Source organism: bacterium, assembly GCA_017744355.1.
Lineage (GTDB): Bacteria > Cyanobacteriota > Sericytochromatia > S15B-MN24 > UBA4093 > JAGIBK01.
Map to the genome: position 1 here is coordinate 188484 of JAGIBK010000007.1, position 18694 is coordinate 207177.

At 67.2% G+C, this 18694-nt stretch carries 9 protein-coding genes; all 9 read left to right on the plus strand.

Annotated elements, in window-relative coordinates; all coding sequences use genetic code 11:
• Positions 1–281 precede the first annotated feature (281 nt).
• On the plus strand, positions 282–2936 hold the full coding sequence (locus J7643_17240; GenBank protein MBO9542338.1) for an IPT/TIG domain-containing protein: 2655 nt from the start codon (positions 282–284) through the stop codon (positions 2934–2936).
• Between the two features lie 26 nt (positions 2937–2962).
• The gene (locus J7643_17245; protein ID MBO9542339.1) at positions 2963–4396 is read left to right on the plus strand and encodes an IPT/TIG domain-containing protein; all 1434 of its coding nucleotides are present in this window, start codon (positions 2963–2965) and stop codon (positions 4394–4396) included.
• Between the two features lie 12 nt (positions 4397–4408).
• On the plus strand, positions 4409–7297 hold the full coding sequence (locus J7643_17250; GenBank protein MBO9542340.1) for a hypothetical protein: 2889 nt from the start codon (positions 4409–4411) through the stop codon (positions 7295–7297).
• A 16-nt stretch (positions 7298–7313) separates the two neighbouring features.
• A complete protein-coding gene (locus J7643_17255; protein MBO9542341.1) occupies positions 7314–10112 on the plus strand; it encodes a hypothetical protein in 2799 nt (932 codons plus the stop codon).
• Positions 10113–10116: 4 nt separating this feature from the next.
• Positions 10117–10743, plus strand: coding sequence for a hypothetical protein (locus tag J7643_17260; GenBank protein ID MBO9542342.1), 627 nt, complete (start codon positions 10117–10119; stop codon positions 10741–10743).
• Between the two features lie 12 nt (positions 10744–10755).
• A complete protein-coding gene (locus J7643_17265; GenBank protein ID MBO9542343.1) occupies positions 10756–11814 on the plus strand; it encodes a hypothetical protein in 1059 nt (352 codons plus the stop codon).
• A gap of 350 nt (positions 11815–12164) precedes the next feature.
• Positions 12165–14276: an IPT/TIG domain-containing protein gene (locus J7643_17270; protein ID MBO9542344.1), complete on the plus strand. Its 2112-nt coding sequence runs from the start codon at positions 12165–12167 to the stop codon at positions 14274–14276.
• 22 nt (positions 14277–14298) lie between these two features.
• Positions 14299–15732 carry an IPT/TIG domain-containing protein gene (locus tag J7643_17275; protein MBO9542345.1) on the plus strand — a complete coding sequence of 478 codons (1434 nt, stop codon included), beginning with the start codon at positions 14299–14301 and terminating at the stop codon, positions 15730–15732.
• A 12-nt stretch (positions 15733–15744) separates the two neighbouring features.
• Entirely contained in the window at positions 15745–18687 is a 2943-nt protein-coding gene (locus J7643_17280; protein ID MBO9542346.1) for a hypothetical protein, read from the plus strand.
• Positions 18688–18694: the final 7 nt, after the last annotated feature.

The window sequence follows — 18694 nt, forward strand, 5'->3', positions numbered from 1 at the left end:
TTGCTTGTCGGAATTTGTCAGTGCTTGTATAGGTTCCCCAGGAAGCAAGGGTGGTACGACTCCCGGGGGTTGGACGCTTCTTTAACGTTGTCCATGCGTTGTCTATGGATTCTTTCCCCCTGTTGAGGGGATATGAATCGCCAGGGGTCCTGTTTTTCGGATGAAGGCCATGTTCCTCTGGGATCTTGTGAGTTTTGTGAATAAGTGATGTTTTTCTCATTTAGTCAGCAGGGTTTTGTGGTTCAGGGGTACATCCCGGTCGCAAGGGGGTGCAGGACGACGTGAGGAAAGGCTGGAGTGGGCGGCAACTACTGAGCATCGCCTGTGCGATGCTCCTGCTGCTCTCCGCCGGGTGCTTCGGAGCGCCCAGCGGGGCCCCTCCGGCTGTGGGTGGTCCGGGTGTCGGCGATCGCACGGTCGCGAGCCTCGAGCCCCTCACGGGGATGGTCGACTTCGGGGTGCGTCGCGCCCAGGCCGGCATGAACGACGTGGCCAAGGGGGCGACCGTCTCCTTGATCGACGTGGTCAGCGGCAACACCATCGCCACCACCCTCACGACCCCCACGGGCGGGTTCTCTTTCAGCTTCGCCCGCGGCTGGCGCCCGCGCACGGACGTGCCCTACTACCTGGAAGCCATCAAGGGCCTGGACAACAACCTGCCCGGCAGCGACGGGGTCCGCGTGCGGACCATCCTGGTGTACCGGGGGGCCTGGCTCTCCTTGACCAACCGCACCTCCACCAGCGGGGCCATCTACATCACGCTGGAGACCACCGCCATCTCGGTGATCACCGCCTACCACCCCTACATCGACACGCGCCTGCTCATCGGCTCCATCGCCCACGGCCAGGCCGACAACAGCGTGTCGCCTCCGACCGCGAGCAGCTTCGACCCGGCAGGGAGCGGCATCACCAACGAGATCTTCCACCAGGTGACGGACCTGGTGAACCAGGCGATCGCAGACGACAGCGATCCCATGTTCCGCATCCGCTACAACCCGGTCTTCAAGCTCTACACCCTGTCGACCGGCGGCTCGGGCGGCGGCTCGAATCGCCCCCAGCTCCAGGGCCTGAGCAGCTACGTGGGCGGCCCCGGCATGACGATCACCCTGCTGGGCGAGGGCTTCGGGCCGAACGTGGCCGACAACGCCGTCTCCTTCAACGGGACGGTCGCCACCATCCTCTCGGCCTCGCCGACCGAGCTCGTCGTCGTCGTGCCCCCCGAGGCCACCCCGGGCCTGGTCACCGTCACGACCAGCCTCGGCACCAGCAACGGGATCATCTTCACGGTCCTGACCAACCTGCTCGGCGGCTTCAACCCCCTGCTCTCGCCCACCCTCTCGTCGGTCGCGCCGCTCGCGGTCGTGCCGGGGGCCACCGTGTCCTTGACGGGCACGCGCTTCGACGTCTCGCCCGGCGCCAACGTCGTCTGGATGAACGGCAAGGCGACCACCGCTTCGGCTTCGACCACCACGAGCCTCACCTTCGTGGTGCCCGCGGGCTGGCAGAGCGGCCCCATCCAGGTCACCCGCGGCACCGCCCCGAGCAACCCGCTCTACCTGGCCGTCGGCTTGCCGGTGGTGGTCGCGGCCAACATCCCCTCGGCACCGCCGGGGATCACGATTACGCTCGCCGGCCTCAACTTCGTGCCGGCCATGGGGGCCAACTTCGTCGAGTTCGTGGGCGCCACGGCCGCTCCTGCGACGGCTTCGGCGACCTCGCTCACCGTGACGATCCCGCCGGGCGCCCAGCCGGGACCGGTCACGGTCCGCACCGCGGCGGGCCCGAGTCTGCCCTTCGCCTTCGGGGTGCTCACGGGCACCAGCGGCACCGTGGCCCTGGGCGAGGCGGCGACCGTGACGGCCATGGCCCCGGTGCGCGGCCCGGTGGGCCTTGCGGTCGCCATCACCGGCACGGGCTTCAGCACCTGGCTGCCCGGCAACATCGTGCGCTTCAACGGGATCCCCGCGACCATCACCAGCGCGACCGCCACCCGGCTCGACGTGATCGTGCCCGAGGGAGCGACGACGGGGCCGGTCACCGTGGACGTGGCCGCCGGCCGGGTCGTGGCCGGGACCTTCACCGTGCACGGCCCCGCCGTGACGAACCCCGCGGTGCAGGGCGTGCCCATGCTCTCCGGCCTGAGTCCCACCCAGGGCCTGCCCGGCACCGTCGTCACGGTGACGGGGACCAACTTCGACCCGATCGTGGCCAACAACCACGTCAGCTTCAACGGGGTCGTCGCCGTGCCCGCCGACGGCACCTCGGAGCAGTTGACGGTGACGGTTCCCGTGGGGGCCACCGCCGGCAACGTGACGGTCACCCACTCGGGCGGGACCTCGACGGCGCAGCCCTTCTTCGTGATCCCGGGCCATTCGGGGCAGGTGGCGATCGCCTCGCCCCCCACCGTCTCGGCCGTCACCCCGGGCCACGCCCGGGTGGGCGAGACCGTCACCCTGACCGGGACCAACTTCTGGCCGATCCTGGGGGCGAACGCGGTGCGCTTCAACGGCTTGAGCGCGCCGATCGCGACCGTCTCAGCGACGAGCCTCGTCTGTGCGGTGCCGGCCGGGGCGAAAACCGGCCTCCTCTCCGTGGACACCCCGAGCGGACGCGCCGTCTGGGGCGCCTTCACGGTGGACCCCGAGCCCTTCGTCCTCTCGGGCGATCCGGTGCTCGTGAGCCTCAGCCGCGACTCGGCCCCGGCGGGCGCCACCCTGACCCTGACGGGCGCCAACTTCCACCCGGACCCTTCCCGGAACACGGTCGAGTTCGTCGGCGCCACGGCGACCCCGAGCGCGGGAGGCGCCACCTCCCTCACCGTCATCGTGCCGGCAGGGGCCGGCACGGGCGGCGTCCGCGTCCGGACCGACGCCGGCCTGAGCGACCCTCGACCTTTCGTGATGCTTTCCAACATCGGCGGCACGTTCGACCCCTAGCTGCGGGGCAACCAAAGGAGAACCGCATGCAAACAAGAAGCCTCTTGACGCTCCTCACGCTCGCCTGCCTGGTCGGTTGCCAGGTGGGTGATCCGCTCTCGTCGGCGAACGGCAAGGGGCCCGATCAGGTCGCCCCGAGCACGGTGCCGAGCCTGAGCGGTACCTTGCAGCTGCCCGAGCGCACGACGCTCGCGGTGCCCGCTGACGTGCTGACGGCCGCCACGGTCACGCTCATCAACCCGGCTTCGAACCAGGCGGTCACCTCGGCGTTGACCGATGCTTCTGGTAACTTCACCATCCAGTTCTCCGGCAACTTCAACCCCGGCATCGGCAGCACCTACGTGCTCGAGGCCTTCAAGGGCCTGGGCAGCAACGCCCCTGGCTACTACGCGCCGCGCTTTAGGACCATCATCCAGCTGACGGCGGGCGGCTGGACGAGCATCACCGGCACCTCGATCTACATCAACGCCCTGACGACCGCGATCGCCATCGAGAGCGCCCTGGACGGCACCAACGTGGCGGCGGCGAGCACCATCGCCAAGATCACCCCGCCGGCGACGCTCGTGACCAACGCCTTTGCGCCCCACCACCCGGACGCCGAGGTGTACCAGCTCGCCAGCGACATCAGCAACTACCTGACCAATAACCTGGACCCCCTGCTCAGCGTCAGCGCGGTGCAGCCGAGCGTCACCTCGTTCAACCCCACCTCGGGCGGCGCAGGGACCATCGTGACCCTCTACGGCAAGGGCTTCAACGCGGTGCCGGGCAGCACCACCGTGACCTTCAACGGGGTGCCCGCCAACGTCATCTACGTGGCCCCGCGCCTCGACACCCCGGGGCAGAGCCGGTTGGCGGTCATCTGCCCGCCCGCCTTCAACACGGGCAAGATCGAGATTTCGACCCCGGTCGGCACCGCCTCGACGGCGACCAACTTCACCACCAACGTGCCCACCCTCTCGGGCCTGAGCATCGCGACCGGCTCGGTGGGCAACACCGTGACCATCACCGGTACCAACTTCGACCTGAACGCGAGCAACGACATCGTGCGCTTCAACGGCATGCTCGCCCCGGTCACCGCGGCGACCGCGACCACGCTCACCTGCCAGGTGCCCGTGGGGGCCAGCACCGGCAACGTGGTGGTGACCACCAACGCGGGCCCGAGCAACGGCCTGCAATTCACGGTCCACCCGGTGATTTCGAGCCTCAGCCGCCCCTCGGGGCCCCTCGGCTCCACGGTCGTCATCACCGGCTACAACTTCGACGGGGCGACCCCCTTCAACAACCAGGTGCGCTTCAACGGGACGCTCGCGACCGTGACCGCCTCGACCCCGACCTCGATCACCTGCACCGTGCCGCCAGGGGCCACCAGCGGCCCCCTGACGGTCACCGTCGGCGCCGAGGCCAGCACCGCCGTCACCTTCTACGTCGTGCCGAACCTGTCCGGCAACGGCACGCTGTAAGCGAGGTCCACCATGAGAATGAACGCCATCCAGAAGTCGGGGACCCTCCTGCTCGTGGGCATCCTGGCCGGGTGCATGCCGAGCTTCCTGTCGCGGCCTACCGGCCAGGGTGAGATGCCCACGGTCGATAAGCAGGGCGGGCTCCATGTCGTCACCCAGGGCGACACCACGACCATCCAGCGCCTGGATACCGTGCTCAAGGGCCGGGTGACGCTCGAGGGCGGCGATCGCCAGACCCAGGCGACCACCGCCGAGGTGGTCGGCAACGCCACGGTCGCCATCATCGACACCACCACCAACGTCACGGTCGCCACCTCGGTGACCGACGGATCGGGGAATTTTGCCATCCCCCTGCCCGCTAGCTGGAACCCGCCGGTCAACAGCACCTTCGTGATCGAGGCCTTCAAGGGCCTTGGCAGCAACGCTGCGGGCCAGCGGGTGATCCGCATGCGCAGCCTGATCCAGAAGCTCGCGGGCAACGGCAACTTCACGAGTCTCACGGGCTCGGCCTCGATCGGCATCAGCCCCATGACGACCGCCGTCTACCTCAGGAGCGTGGCGGGTGTCGGCAACGTGCCCCTCACCGACACCTTCTACGCTGACAAGCTCGGCACGGTGAAGCTGGACGGCACCCTGCGTCAGGCCAATCAGTTCACCGGCTCGGGGGTGACCGACACGCAGCTCACCAACCTCTCGACGATGGTCGCCGCGAGCGTGGGGGGCAACTTCGACCCCATCGACGGGGCGAACGCGGCGCTCGTACCCCAGGTGACGAGCTTCAGCACCTACATGGCAGCCGCTGGCTCGCTGATCTCGATCAACGGCTCGGGCTTCAGCCCCATCCCCGGCAACAACACCGTCACCTTCAACTCGGGGGTGAGCGCCACGGTGCTGTACGCGAGCAAGGGCCAGCTGATCGTGGCGGTGCCGAGCGGTGCGACCAACGGCAACGTCACGGTGACGACCACCCTCGGCACCAGCAACGCGACCAACTTCACGGTCTCGGCGCCGGTGGGCAGCGCGAGCGGCGCTCCGACCTTGTCGAGCGTGAGCAACGCGGCGCCCTCGCCCGGCCTCACCATCCAGCTCGGCGGGGTCAACTTCGTCAACGGCGCCAACACCATCACCTTCTCGGCGGGGGCCGGCACCGTCACGGCGGCGGCCACCTACATCAACGCCAACCAGCTGAGCGTCGTGGTGCCCGCGAGCGCCAAGAGCGGCCCCATCACCATCACCAACTCCAACGGCACCAGCAACGGCCACTGGGTCGAGGTCATCCACGCCTCGGGCACCATCGTCGAGGACTTCGCCGGCTCGACCAAGCGGGATGCGGCGACCAACATCCAGTGGGTGGGCGGCGCCTCGCCGGTGGGCATCGGCACCGCGATCCAGAGCACGGTGGCCGACTTCGATGGCAACACCAAGTCGAACGTCCAGATCGTTCACGACAACGCCAACCCGCTCTACCCCGACTCGGTGCGCCTCGCCATCACCGAGGCCTACCCCATCGCCAACGCGGCCAACATTCCCACCGACAACTACATCGACGGTCAGAGCGGCGCCTACGGCCTCGCCACCAACGGCAACCAGGTCTACCGCAACTTCAACGGCACCCTGCAGCTGATCTCGGGCGGCTTCGACGGGCTGCCCTTGGGCATGCTGAACCCGAACTACAACATCACCAACAACATCGCAGCCAACGGGACGACCGATCTGGCCGGCTTTACGGACTCGCCGGTCTACTTCGACCACGACCAGACGACGCCCTCGTTCTTCGGGCTCAGCTACCAGAACCTCGCGAACCCGGCGGCGCCGGTGGTGGGCAACGCCGCCCTCTACGCCGCCGATGGGGTGACGGCCATCGGTCTCTTCAAGAACGCAGGCTCGACCTACGGCACCCGCATCGCCTCGGACGGCACCTACCTCTACATCCTCTCGGGGGTGGGTCACGTGGCGGGCGTTCCCACCTACAACCAGCCCTGGAACCTGTACAAGTTCCGGCCGGATTCCTACACGGCGCCGACCAAGCTCATCCTGGCGCAGCCGCCCTTCGAGAACATCGTGCCGCCCGCCACCAGCTACCTTGGGACCCAGTACACCAGCATGTTGGTGGATCACCGGGCCTTCTACCTGCCGGGCTACCCGGCCGGCGGAAGCGTCTACGCCATGACCCCCTACTCGCTGCGGACCGGGGCAAGCAAGAACTTGCACGTGCGCTTCCTGGCCGCCAACGGCAACTACCCGACGCCCGCCTACGACGCCATGCACGACGTCTATTACGCCGGCGCCTACAATTTCGCCAACCTGTATCGCCATCACATCACGACCAAGGCCTACGAGACGGCTGGCAGCATCACGACGGGGGTTCAAAGCCTGCCCGCCAATTCCGCCTGGTCTCAGGTCAGCCTCGTGACGGATCCCCTGCCGGCGGGCACGACCGTCAAGTACGACGTGCTCACCGCGGGCGGTGCCCCGATCGCGGGCTACCAGAACCTCGTCTCGGGCGCGAGCCTGCGGGGCCTGGCGACGACCGACATCAAGATCCGGGTGAACCTCACGGGCAACTCCGCCGTCACCCCGGTGGTCCGGGCGATCAACCTCTACACCATCTCGAACGACCCCGTGGCGCGCTCGACCTCGTTCACCATCCCGGGGGCCGACGCCAACGACCGGATCATCATCGACTCGGTCCAGATCACCCACTCGCCCAACGGTGGCAGTCTCACCTACCAGTACGCGGACAGCGCGGACAACGTGAGCTTCTCCACCTTCCAGGACAGCTTCACCAGCATCAACCGCCGCTACCTCAAGTGGCAGGTGATCCCGGCGGTAGCGACCTCGACCAACTCGGCCATGGTTCCGCCCATCACCCGGCGGATCCAGATCAACTACCACTACTAGCGTGGAGGCAGACATCATGCAGAAGAATCGCATTCTCGCATTGCTCGTGGCGGCGACCGCCGTCATCGCAGGTTGCAAGCCGCCCGCGCTGGTTTCGACCGGGATGCCTGGGGCTGTCTCGGCCCCTGCTCAGGAGCTGAGGCAGACGCTCGATAACCCGCGCCTCATCTCGGGGCTGGTCGAGTTCCCCGCCCGCCGCGAGGCGCAGGCCACGTCGGCCGACGTGGTGAACGCGTCGACCCTCCAGCTCATCGACACCTCGACCAACCTGACGGTGGTCTCGGGGGTGATGACCAACGGCGGGACCGGCAACGAGTCCTTCACCCTCACGATTCCCTCGACCTTCGCGCCCGCGGTCGGCCAGACCTTCTTGCTGGAAGCGGTCAAGGGGCTGGGGAGCAACGCGCCGGGTAACGAGGCCCTGCGCCTGCGGACCATCGTCCAGTGGACCGCGAATGGGTGGACGAGCATCACGGGCAACGCTTCGATCGTGCTGACGGCCATGACCACGGCGGTCTCGATCATCAGCAGCGTGGATCCCGGCAACGTGCCGCCCGCCCAGACCATCGGGGACGTGACCTACTCGCTGGGCAACAGCACCTTCACCGGGGCGTTGCCCGGTCATACGGCCGCCGAGGTCAACAACCTCACGGCTTCGGTGAAGACCTTCATCTCGGGCAATACCGACCCGGTGGCGAACGTCGGGCGCATCACCCCGCAGGTGACCGGCCTGACCGTCAACCGCGGCGCCATCGGCGACGTGGTGGCGGTCTTCGGGGACGGTTTCAGCCCGGTCACGGGTGCCGCCACCGTGAGCTTCAACGGCGCGAACGCGGGCACCTACCTGGTGCGTAGCCGGACCGCGCTGTACGTGGTGGTGCCGAGCGGCGCGACCACGGGCAACGTGACGGTCACGACGGTGAACGGCACCAGCAACGGCATGCCCTTTACGGTCTCGACCCCGGGCGCGACGACCATCACCCCGGTCATCACGGCCCTGAGCCGCAACGTGGTCCGGCGGGGGGACACCCTCACCCTGCTCGGCTATAACTACGACGCGAATTATCTCTTGAACACGGTGAGCCTGAACGGCAGCCCCCTGGCCGTCACCGGGGGCAACGCCTCCTACCTCACGGCTACCATCCCCAACGACGCGACGAGCGGCCCCATCACGGTCACCAACGTGAACGGCACGAGCGGCGCCTTCTACCTCGGGGTGCTCACGAGCGCGCCCAAGTCGATCGTGGAGGCCTTCGCCAACACGGCGACCCGGGACGCGGCGGTGACCAACCTGGACTGGAGCAACACCGGGGCCTTGAACTATCCCGCGCTCGTCAACTGGAGCGAGAGCGGCAACGACTTCTCCAAGGTCAACTCGGCCGCGGCCACGACCGATACCTTCGTCAACACGGCGCCTCGCAGCGGTGTGGCGATGCAGCGCACCGTGAACTCCAACGCGTTCACCAACGTCGGCATCTACGATGCTGCGATGCTGCCGTCTACCGCCATGATCGCCACCAACGGCGACGTGCTGCTCGGCTCAGACGCCAGCTTCCTCTACTCGATCAAGATCAAGTCGCTGATCGGGGATCGCGGCCAGGAGATCACGGCGCGGAAGATCGGGTATCCGTTCCTCAATGACGGGGGCAACGTCTACCTCGGGCTCGCGGGCCTCACGGGCAGCGATGTCTTCTATTACCTCAACAACGCCGTGAGCCAGACGAGCGTGAGCTCGCTACGGCGCATCAGGGTCACGGATTACGGCTGGGAGCGCCTGCCGGATCTGCCGCTGCCCTTCACGATCAACCGCTACAGTACGTACTCGTACGGCCACCGCATCGGTTCGAATGGTCAGTTCCTCTACATCTGGGGTGGCCAGTCGACGGGCAACACCGTCTCGACCGGGTACGTCTATCGCTTCGCGGTGAACGGAGACACCATGGCCCTGGTCGACGTGAAGGCCTTCAACGGGAACGCGTACGATTCGAGTTCGTACCTCCAGATCACGGCGGACGATCAGTACATGTTCATGCCGTACACCTCGCCCATGACCACCCAGCTGCTGCATCAGACCAACTACAACGCCTACAGCACCGGTTTCAGCATCCCCTTCCACCGTTCGAGCTACGCCAGCTACTTCCAGATGGCCTACGACTCCAAGAACGATTGCTACTGGGCGGTCAACCAGCCCAACGCGAACGCTCACATCGAGCAGCTCGTGCGCGGTGGAGCCACGTACACGACCATCCAGGGCACGGCCCACGTCACCAGCCCGGCGATCAGCCTGCCTAACGGTCAGGTCTGGGACAAGGTCTCGTACAGCGGGACCCTTGCGCCGAACACCACCATCCGGCTGGATGTGCTGAAGGCCTCGGACAACAGCGTCCTGACCACGCTGCCCGCCTCGGCCCTCAACTCGACGACGAGCGTCCGCAGCGCCCTGGCCAATCACTCGGGTGCCATCAAGCTCCGGGCCTGGCTGGACACCACCAACGGTACGTTCACCCCCTACCTCACCAGCTGGGGGATCACCTCGGCGTGGCCTGGCCAGGTTTTGGCCCAGTCCAACGGCTACGACACGGGGGTCGCCTCGGGGCTGGTCACCTACCTGTCCCACTCGGTCGATCAGCCCGATGGGGCGCCGCCCGTCACCATCCAGTTCTCGGACAGCGCCAACGGTGCGACCTGGGGCCCCTGGACCGGCGACGTCTCGCGCTTGAGCCGCCGCTACGTCCGCTGGCAGATCGTGGCCCCGGTGCCCACGACGTTCTCGGGGCCGCTGGTGAAGCGGGTCCAGATCGACTACCAGCACTAGGCCCATGCGCTCGCTGAAGCCGATCCTCGCGCTCTGCGCCTTGACGCTGCTCGGATGTCCCAGTCTTGGGACGTCCGGGCCGTCGGGCGATGGTGCAAAGGCTTTCGACGAGCCGACGACGCCTCCCGAGGTGACGGGGCTCAGCCAGGCGGCTTTCTTGCCCGGCGATCGCCTCACGCTGCTCGGCGCGGGGTTCCATCCGCTCAAGGCCGAGAACCAGGTCCACTTCGAGGGGGCGTCGGCTTCGGCCGAGGTCACCGCGCCGGATCGGCTCGAGGTCGTGGTGCCCACGGGGGTGCGCTCCGGCGCCCTCTGGGTCTCGACGCCGCTCGGGCGTTCCGGCGTGGCGCCGTACGTGGTCGACCCGCCCCAGGTCGCGTCAGTGAGCCTCGATGCGGCCCTGCCGGGAAAGAACGTGACGCTCACGGGGCGGTACTTCTCGCCGGTCCTCGCGGAGAACCAGGTCCTCTTCAACGGCGTGGCGGTCAAACCCGTCGCGGGCAGCGGGGGAATGCTGGTGGTCCAGGTGGCCGGCACCACCGGTCCCCTGACGGTTCGGACCGGGGCCGGCAGCAGTGCCCCTCTGTCGTTCGTGGTCATCCCGCCCCTCGGGGGCAGCTTCAATCCCTAGGAAGGTCCTGCGATGAAACGCCAATCCGCCCTGCGAGCGATGCTGATCGCGACCTGCCTGGCCTTGCCGCTCCTGGCGTGTGCCTCGGAGGACGAGGATTTGCTCGCCATCGTCTCCCGCCCCACCCCCACCCCGGCCGACATGGAGGGTGAGATCCCCTACGAGGAGGGGCCGGGAGTGGTTCGCACCCCGCCCCCCACGCCGACGCCCTTGCCGAGCGGCTTCGACAACAGCGGCACGCGCCCCGGTATGCTGCCCATCCAGAATCCCCGGGCCATCGGGATCGGCCGTAGCGGTGATCTGTACGTGGCCTCGGCACCCAGCACCCTCGTGGTGCTCAGCGAGTTCGGCGTCGTCAAGGCCACGGCCTCGCTCGAATTGCTGCCCGAGCGCTTCGCCTACCTGGGGGACACCCCGCTCTATACGAGCGGAAATGCGCTGGTCACCCTCGATGCGACGCACGTCGCCAAGCAGACGGTCCGCTACTCCGGGGCGTCGGCTTTGGCCTTCAGCGTCCTGAAAACCTCGAATCAGAGCGAGTACCGGGCCGTGGCGGCGGGCGCCAAGGTCACGATTGAGCGCAACGGCGTCGCCGACGAGCGCGACTTTCCCGAGGGTGTTGCGCCCGTCTCGTTGGCCCTCGATTACATGGGCAACGTCTGGGGCGTCGGGGGGAAGACTCTCGCCAAGCTCAAGGCAGAGCCCAGCGACGACCCGATCGTGTTGAACGTGGCGGATCTGGGCAACCTGGTCGGCGTGGTGATCGAGAACGTGACCGGCAATACCTCGCTGTGGGTGCTGGGGACGACGGGCCTCGCCTGCTATGACTCGGCCGGGAACCGCCAAGGCGGCAAGATCGTCGTCTCCGGGGGCGATCGTCTCTTCGTCAAGAGCGGCAACCCCGTCGTGGTGAAGGATTCGGCCGGCGAGATCTGCCGATTCAAGGCGGATGGGACACCAGAGCCCATAGTGAAGCTCGAAGGCGGCATCGCTGGGGCCGCTATGGACGCACAGGGCAACTTGTGGGTGTCGAGCCTCGCCGAGGGTCGAATTTTGCATACGCGCTTCTAAAACCATCGCGCTGGCTTGAATTGGGTGCATTTTTGCGACCAGTTTGCGGCGGTTATTGGTTTAGGTTGGTTTGATGGAAGGTTAATTCTAATATAATTAGGCGATTTGATTATTTAAAAAACTATCTGTATTGATGCGGTCTTCCTCCTGACTTCCTGAGCGGGGTCAGGGCTTGGGCCTGAAATTCGGAAATTGTTGAGCGTTTATTACCTAGTGTTGCGAAAAGTTGCTAATTCTTGCTCAATCCGGGTACTTGGATTATGAAGGCTTGCTTGAAGCGCATCTCGTCGCACTTCCTGCCGCTTTCCCCTGGAACCTGCTTCACGTTCGTCGGTCGGATGGAGGTTGCAATGCGAATCATCGCCGCCTTCTGCGTTGCGATCGCGCTGCTGTCGGCAGGCTGCTTCCTCGCGCCGAACACATCCCCGACCGCTAAGGGCGGGGCGGCCTCCCCGGACGAGGCTCGGGCGATCGCGAGCCAGGAGAGCCTCTCGGGCATGGTCGACTTCGGCGCCCGGCGTCCTCAGGCGGCGATCGAGGACGTGGCCTCGGGGGCGACGGTCTCCTTGATCGACGTGCCCACCGGCAACACCATCGCGACCACCTTGACGACCCCCCAGGGCGCCTTCAACTTCAACTTCGGGCGCGGTTGGCGCCCGCGCACCAACGCGCCCTACTACCTGGAAGCCGTCAAGGGCCTCAACAACAACCATCCCGGCCATGCCGGGGTGCGCCTGCGCACCATCCTGGTCTATCGCAACGGCTGGACCTCGCTGACCAACAAGACCAACAAGAGCGGCGGCGTCTACATCACCCCCGACACCACGGCGATCTCGGTGATTACGGCCTACCACCCCGACATCGAGACCTTCTACCTGATGGGCACCGTCGCGCACGGCCAGGCGGATTCCTCCATCGATCCGCCCACCGAGAGCACCTTCGACCCGACGGACAGCGGCATCTCCAACGCGACCTTCCACCAGGTGGCGGGCATGGTCAATCAGGCCCTGACCGAGGATTCGGACCCCATGTTCCGGATCCGCTACAACGCGGTCTTCGACGTGTACACCCTCGCGAGCCTGAGCGGCGGCGGCGGGGGCGGCTATTCGCCGACCGGGCCCACGATCCAGGGCCTGAGCGCCCTGGTGGGCGGCCCCGGCATGACCCTCGTGCTGTCGGGCCTCAACTTCGGCCCAGGCCTCTCGGACAACGCCGTCTCCTTCAACGGGGCGGCCGGGACGGTGCTCGCCGCCTCGCCCACCGAGCTGAGCGTGATCGTGCCCCCCGACGCCACCACCGGCTTGATCCGGGTCGTCAACGCCGCGGGCGAGAGCAACGGCATCCAGTTCGTCGTGCTCGACACCATCGGCGGCGCGCTGCGCCCCACCCAGAACACCCCGGTGATCACCGCCCTCTCGCCGCTCGCGGTCACGCCCGGCGCGACCGTCTCCATTACCGGGGAGGGCTTCGATCCGGACCCGCAGGCCAACCAGGTCTACTGGAACGGTCGGATGATCCGGCCGACCGCCGCCTCGAGCACCAGCCTGACCGTCACCCTGCCGCCCGACTGGGGCAGCGGCGAGGTCAAGGTGGGCCGGGTCGGCATCAAGAGCAACGGCCTGCACCTCACCGTGGGGGCGCCCGTCTTGGTCGCCGCGAGCGCCCGCACCGTCCTGCCGGGCGAGGTCTTCACCCTGGCGGGGGCGAACTTCGTCCCCATCCCCGGTGCCAACACGGTCCACTTCGCGGGAGCGACCGGGACCGTGCTCGCCGCGACCACCGAGACCCTCACGGTGCGCGCGCCCCTCATCCCTGATCTCGGGCCTGTGAGCGTCCAGACGGGCGGCGGCACCAGTGCCTCCGTGCCCCTGATGGTCGTGGCGGACTCGGGCGGCAAGCTGGATCTCGGCACGCCGCCCACCATCTCGGCCCTGTCCTTGACCGAGGGGCCGGTGGGCATCGGGGTAATCATCACGGGCACCCACTTCAGCGCCGATCCGCGCGAGATCCACGTGCGCTTCAACGGGAAGCCCGCCACCCTGCTTTCGGTCGCGGCGACCAGCCTGACGGTGGTCGTGCCGGCCGGGGCGACCACGGGCCCGGTGACCGTCACCACCCCCGCGGGCGTCGCGAAGGGGCCGGTCTTCACCGTCAACGGGGATTCGGTGACGGACCCCTTCCTGAGCGGGCCGCCGCTCATGGGCAGCGTCAGCCCCACCATCGGCTTGCCCGGTACCACGGTCGTCATCGAGGGCACCAACTTCGATCCGATCATCTCGAACAACCAGGTTCACTTCAACGGGACACCTGCCGTCATCTCGAGCGGCACGTCCCGCCGGCTCACGGTCACGGTTCCTGTGGGGGCGACGTCCGGCGACGTCACCGTCACCCATTCGGGCGGCACCACGACCGGTTACGCCTTTCAGGTCATCTCCGGCGTCGGAGGATCCTTCAGCCCCTAGGGCGAAGGTGAGGAGGAAGCACATGTCGCAGCAATGGAAATGCTTGGCCCTGGGTGCCGCGGTGGCGCTCTTCGGCTGCCAATCGACCCCAAGCGCCCCATCGAACGTCCAAGTGGACGCCCCGCAGCCGGCTGCCGCCGTGCCGCCGCTCATCGGCCAGCTGCAACTGCCGGGCTTCGCCCCGCAGGCGCTGCCCGCCGAGGTGCTGTCGGCGGCGACGGTCACCCTGATCGACCCGGGCACCAACAACGCGGTCTCCACCGCGCTGACCGGCCCGACTGGTAACTTCATGCTGCAGTTCACGGGCGCCTTCGTGCCGGCCCTCAACGCCGTGTACGTGGTCGAGGCCTACAAAGGCCTCTCCAACAATGCCCCGGGCTACCATACTCCGCGCTTCCGCACCCTCATCAAGCTGACCGCGGGCGGCTGGACCTCGGTCTCGGGCACGAGCATCGTGATCAACGCCCTGACCACCGCGATCGCCATCGAAAGCTACCTGGACTCGGTCAACGTGTCGGCGGGCTCGACCATCGGCAAGGTCGTCCCCCCGGCGACGCTGGCCACCAACGCCTTCGCTCCGCACCACCCCGACGCCGAGGTCTACCAGCTCGCAGGCGACATCAGCAGCTACCTCACCAACAACATGGACCCGCTGCTGAACGTGAACGCCATCAAGCCGACCGTCGGCTCGTTCAACCCCACGGCCGGCTCGCCGGGGACCATCGTCACCCTCTACGGCACCGGCTTCAACCCGAACCCGGGCAGCACGACCGTGACCTTCAACGGCGTGCCCGCCGACATCATCTACGTGGCGCCGCGGCTGGACGTCCCCGGCGAGAGCCGCATGGCCGTCGTGGTGCCCAACAATTTCACCACCGGCGCGATCCAGGTCGCCACCCCCCAGGGCAGCGTGACCACCGGGGCCTCGTTCACCACCCTGGTACCGGTGCTGAACTCCTTGAGCGTCGCGACCGGCTCGGTCGGCACCACCGTGACCCTCACGGGCCTGAACTTCGACCTGAACCCGAACAATGACATCGTGCGCTTCAACGGCATCCTGGCTCCCGTCTCGACGGCCTCGGCCACGACCCTGACCTGCCAGGTGCCCCTGGGGTCCACCACCGGCAACGTGGTGGTCACCACCAACGCCGGAATCACTTTCCCCAAGCCCTTCACCGTCTTCCCGGGGATCACCGCCCTGGACCGCAACACCGCCGTCATCGGCGGGGCCGTGGTCATTACCGGCACCAACTTCGACGGCTCGAGCACGCTCGCCAACACGGTCCGCTTCAACGGCCAGCTTGCGACCGTCACTGCCGCGACCGACACCTCCTTGACCTGCACGGTCCCGCCCGGCGCCACCTCGGGCCCCCTGACCGTCACGGTCGGCCCCAACACCAGCGTCAGTGTCCCCTTCTACGTCGTGCCGACCGTGTCGGGCGTCGGCACGATGTAAGCGAGGTCCAACATGAGCAAGCAACACCGCCCTCTCGCTGCCGCACTGGCCATCACCGGCCTGGTCGCGGGCTGCTTCCCCGGCTTCCTCGCGCGCCCCACGGACACGAACGGCCCGGCCGTCGTCACCCAGCAGGACGGCGCGCGCGTCGTCCGCGACGGGGACACGACCACCATCCAGATGACGGGCCACTCCCTCTCGGGACGCCTGTCACTCGGGGATGAAGGCTTCAAGACCCAGGCGACGAGCGCCGATGTGGTCAGCAACGCGACCGTGGCCATCATCGACGCGGCGACCAACACCACCGTCGCGACCTCGGTGACGAACGGCGCCGGCAACTTCACCATCCCCCTGCCGGCCAGCTGGAACCCTCCTCTCGGGGGCGATTACGTGGTCGAAGCTTACAAGGGCCTCGGCGGCGACGCCATGGGCAAGAACGTCGTGCGCATGCGCACCCTCATCCGCAAGCTCAGCGGGGTGGGCGCCTTCACCAGCATGACGGGCACGGACTCGATCGGCGTCAGCCCCATGACCACGGCCGTCTACCTCAAGAGCGTCGACGGCTTCGGCCCGATCCCGCTTGCGAGCGTGTACTTCGGGGACAACCGCGGCACCGTGACCCTCGGCGGCTCCCTGCGTCAGGCCAATCAGTTCACGGGGGCGGGCGTCTCCGACGCGCAACTCGCGGGCCTCAACGCGATGGTCGTCGACAGCCTCACGGCCGACGCGGATCCGATCGCGGGTGCCAACGCGGCCCTGGTGCCGGTGACCAACACCTTCAGCACCTACGCGGCCCCTGCTGGGACCGTCGTCCAGATCCAGGGCTCGGGCTTCAGCCCCCTGCCCTCGGGCAACACGGTCCTGTTCGCCGGGGCGGCGACCGCGAGCGTCATGTACGCGAGCAAGGGTGCATTGATCGTGGCGGTGCCCTCGGGCGCCATCACGGGCAACGTCACGGTCACGACCGCCGCCGGTACCTCGGGCACCACCCACTTCACGGTCACCCCGGCTATCGGCAGCCTGCCCAACAGCCCCCAGATCAGCAGCGTCAACAAGCCCGCCCCCGCGGTCGGGGAGACCCTGCGGATCGGGGGGATGAACTTCAACAACGGCACCAACACCGTCACCTTCACCACGGGCGCCGGCACCACCACCGCGGCGGCGGCTCTCTTGAGCGACAACGAGATCTCGGTGGCGGTCCCAGCGAGTGCCAAGAGCGGTCCCATCACGGTGACCAACAACAACGGTACGGGCAACGGCTACTGGATCGAGGTCTTCCACGCGGCGGGCTCCATCGTCGAGACCTTCGTCGACAACAGCCGCAACGACACCGCCGTCACCAACACCTCGTGGATCGGCGGGATCGTGCCCTTCGGGACGCCGCTCGCGGACTTCGACACCCTTGCCGAGTTCGACACCCTCGCCGCGCAGAACGCCCAGATCGGCTTCGATAGCCTGAGTGCCGCCAACCCGGCCTCCATCAAGATCGCCCTGTCCGACACGAACGCGAACTACCCGTACACCAATGGGCAGACGATGCACACCGATATGCGGACCAGCGGCACTTACGCGATCTACCAGCTCGCGACCAACGGCGCGAGCCTGTTCATGAGCAACGGCAGCAACACTAGCCGCTACCTCTCGACGGGGGCCGACGGCTTCCCGTTCGCGACAGGCCTGCCCTACTCGGGCTCCACGATCGCGGGGCTTCCGAGCTTGCCTGCCAACGTCCAGATCGCGGGCTTCGTGGGCAGCGATGTCTATTGCTACCACGATGAAACCACCGCCCAGTTCGCGAACATGGGCATCATCACGGCACCCGGCCCCAATGCCTTCGCCAATGCGTCGAGCAAGACGGTGCTCCTGTACGGCCTCGACGACGTCAGCCCGATCACCATCAACAAGATCGCAAGCGGCCTCATCGGTGGCTTGGTCCACGGCACCAAGATCGGGTCGGACGGCACCTACCTGTACCTGTTGTCGGGCACCGCGGTGGTCGGCGGCTACAACCAGTACATGTCGAACATCAACCTCTACAAATTCCGTCCCGACTCCTACACCAATCCCACCCGCCTGACCCTGGTCGGCATCCTCGAAGATGTGCAGATGCCGGGTGGTGCGACCTTCATGTTCTACCAGTACACCAATATGCCGGTGGATGGTCGGGCCTTCTATCTGCCTGTGCGCACGGCGGGCAGCAACGATACTTACATGGCCTACTCGCTCAGGTCCAAGCTGAGCAAGAACATCAACGTCCGGTTCCGCGCGAACGACACCAACTACTCCGCGGTGGTGTACGACGCGGTGAACGACCTTTATTACTCGGGGACCTACAACACCGGCTACATCTACCGCCACTACATCCCCTCGACACTCGCCAAGGCCAAGGTCTACGAGGCGACCGCCAACGTGACCACCCCGAACCAGAACCTGCCTGCCGGCCGGATGTGGGCGAACGTGGAGCTCAACATGGATCCGCTGCCCGTGGGTGCTGCCGTGACGGTGGACATCCTCGACGGCTCGGGCAACGCCATCGGGGGCTATCAGAACCTCGCCCCCGGGGCGAGCCTGACGGGGCTCGTCGCCCCCACGATCCGCGTGAGGCTCAATCTCTCGGGCGGGACCACCACGACCCCGGTCATCCGGGGGATCCGCCTGAACACCATGGCGACCCCGCCCATCGCCCAGTCCAAGGCGATCAATACCGGCGCGGGTGCCGGCGACCGGATCATCATCGACTCGGTCCAGTTCACCCAGGCCGCCAACGGCGGGGCCGTCGACTACAAGTTCGCGGACAGCGAGGACGGCGTCAGCTTCTCGAGCTTCCAGAGCGGTTTCTACGCAGTCAGCCGCCGCTTCCTGAAGTTCCAGGTGGTGCCGACGGTCGCCGCCTCACCCGCCACTGTTCTGGCACCGCCCGTGGTCCGGCGCGTGCAGATCAACTACCACTACTAGGGAGGTG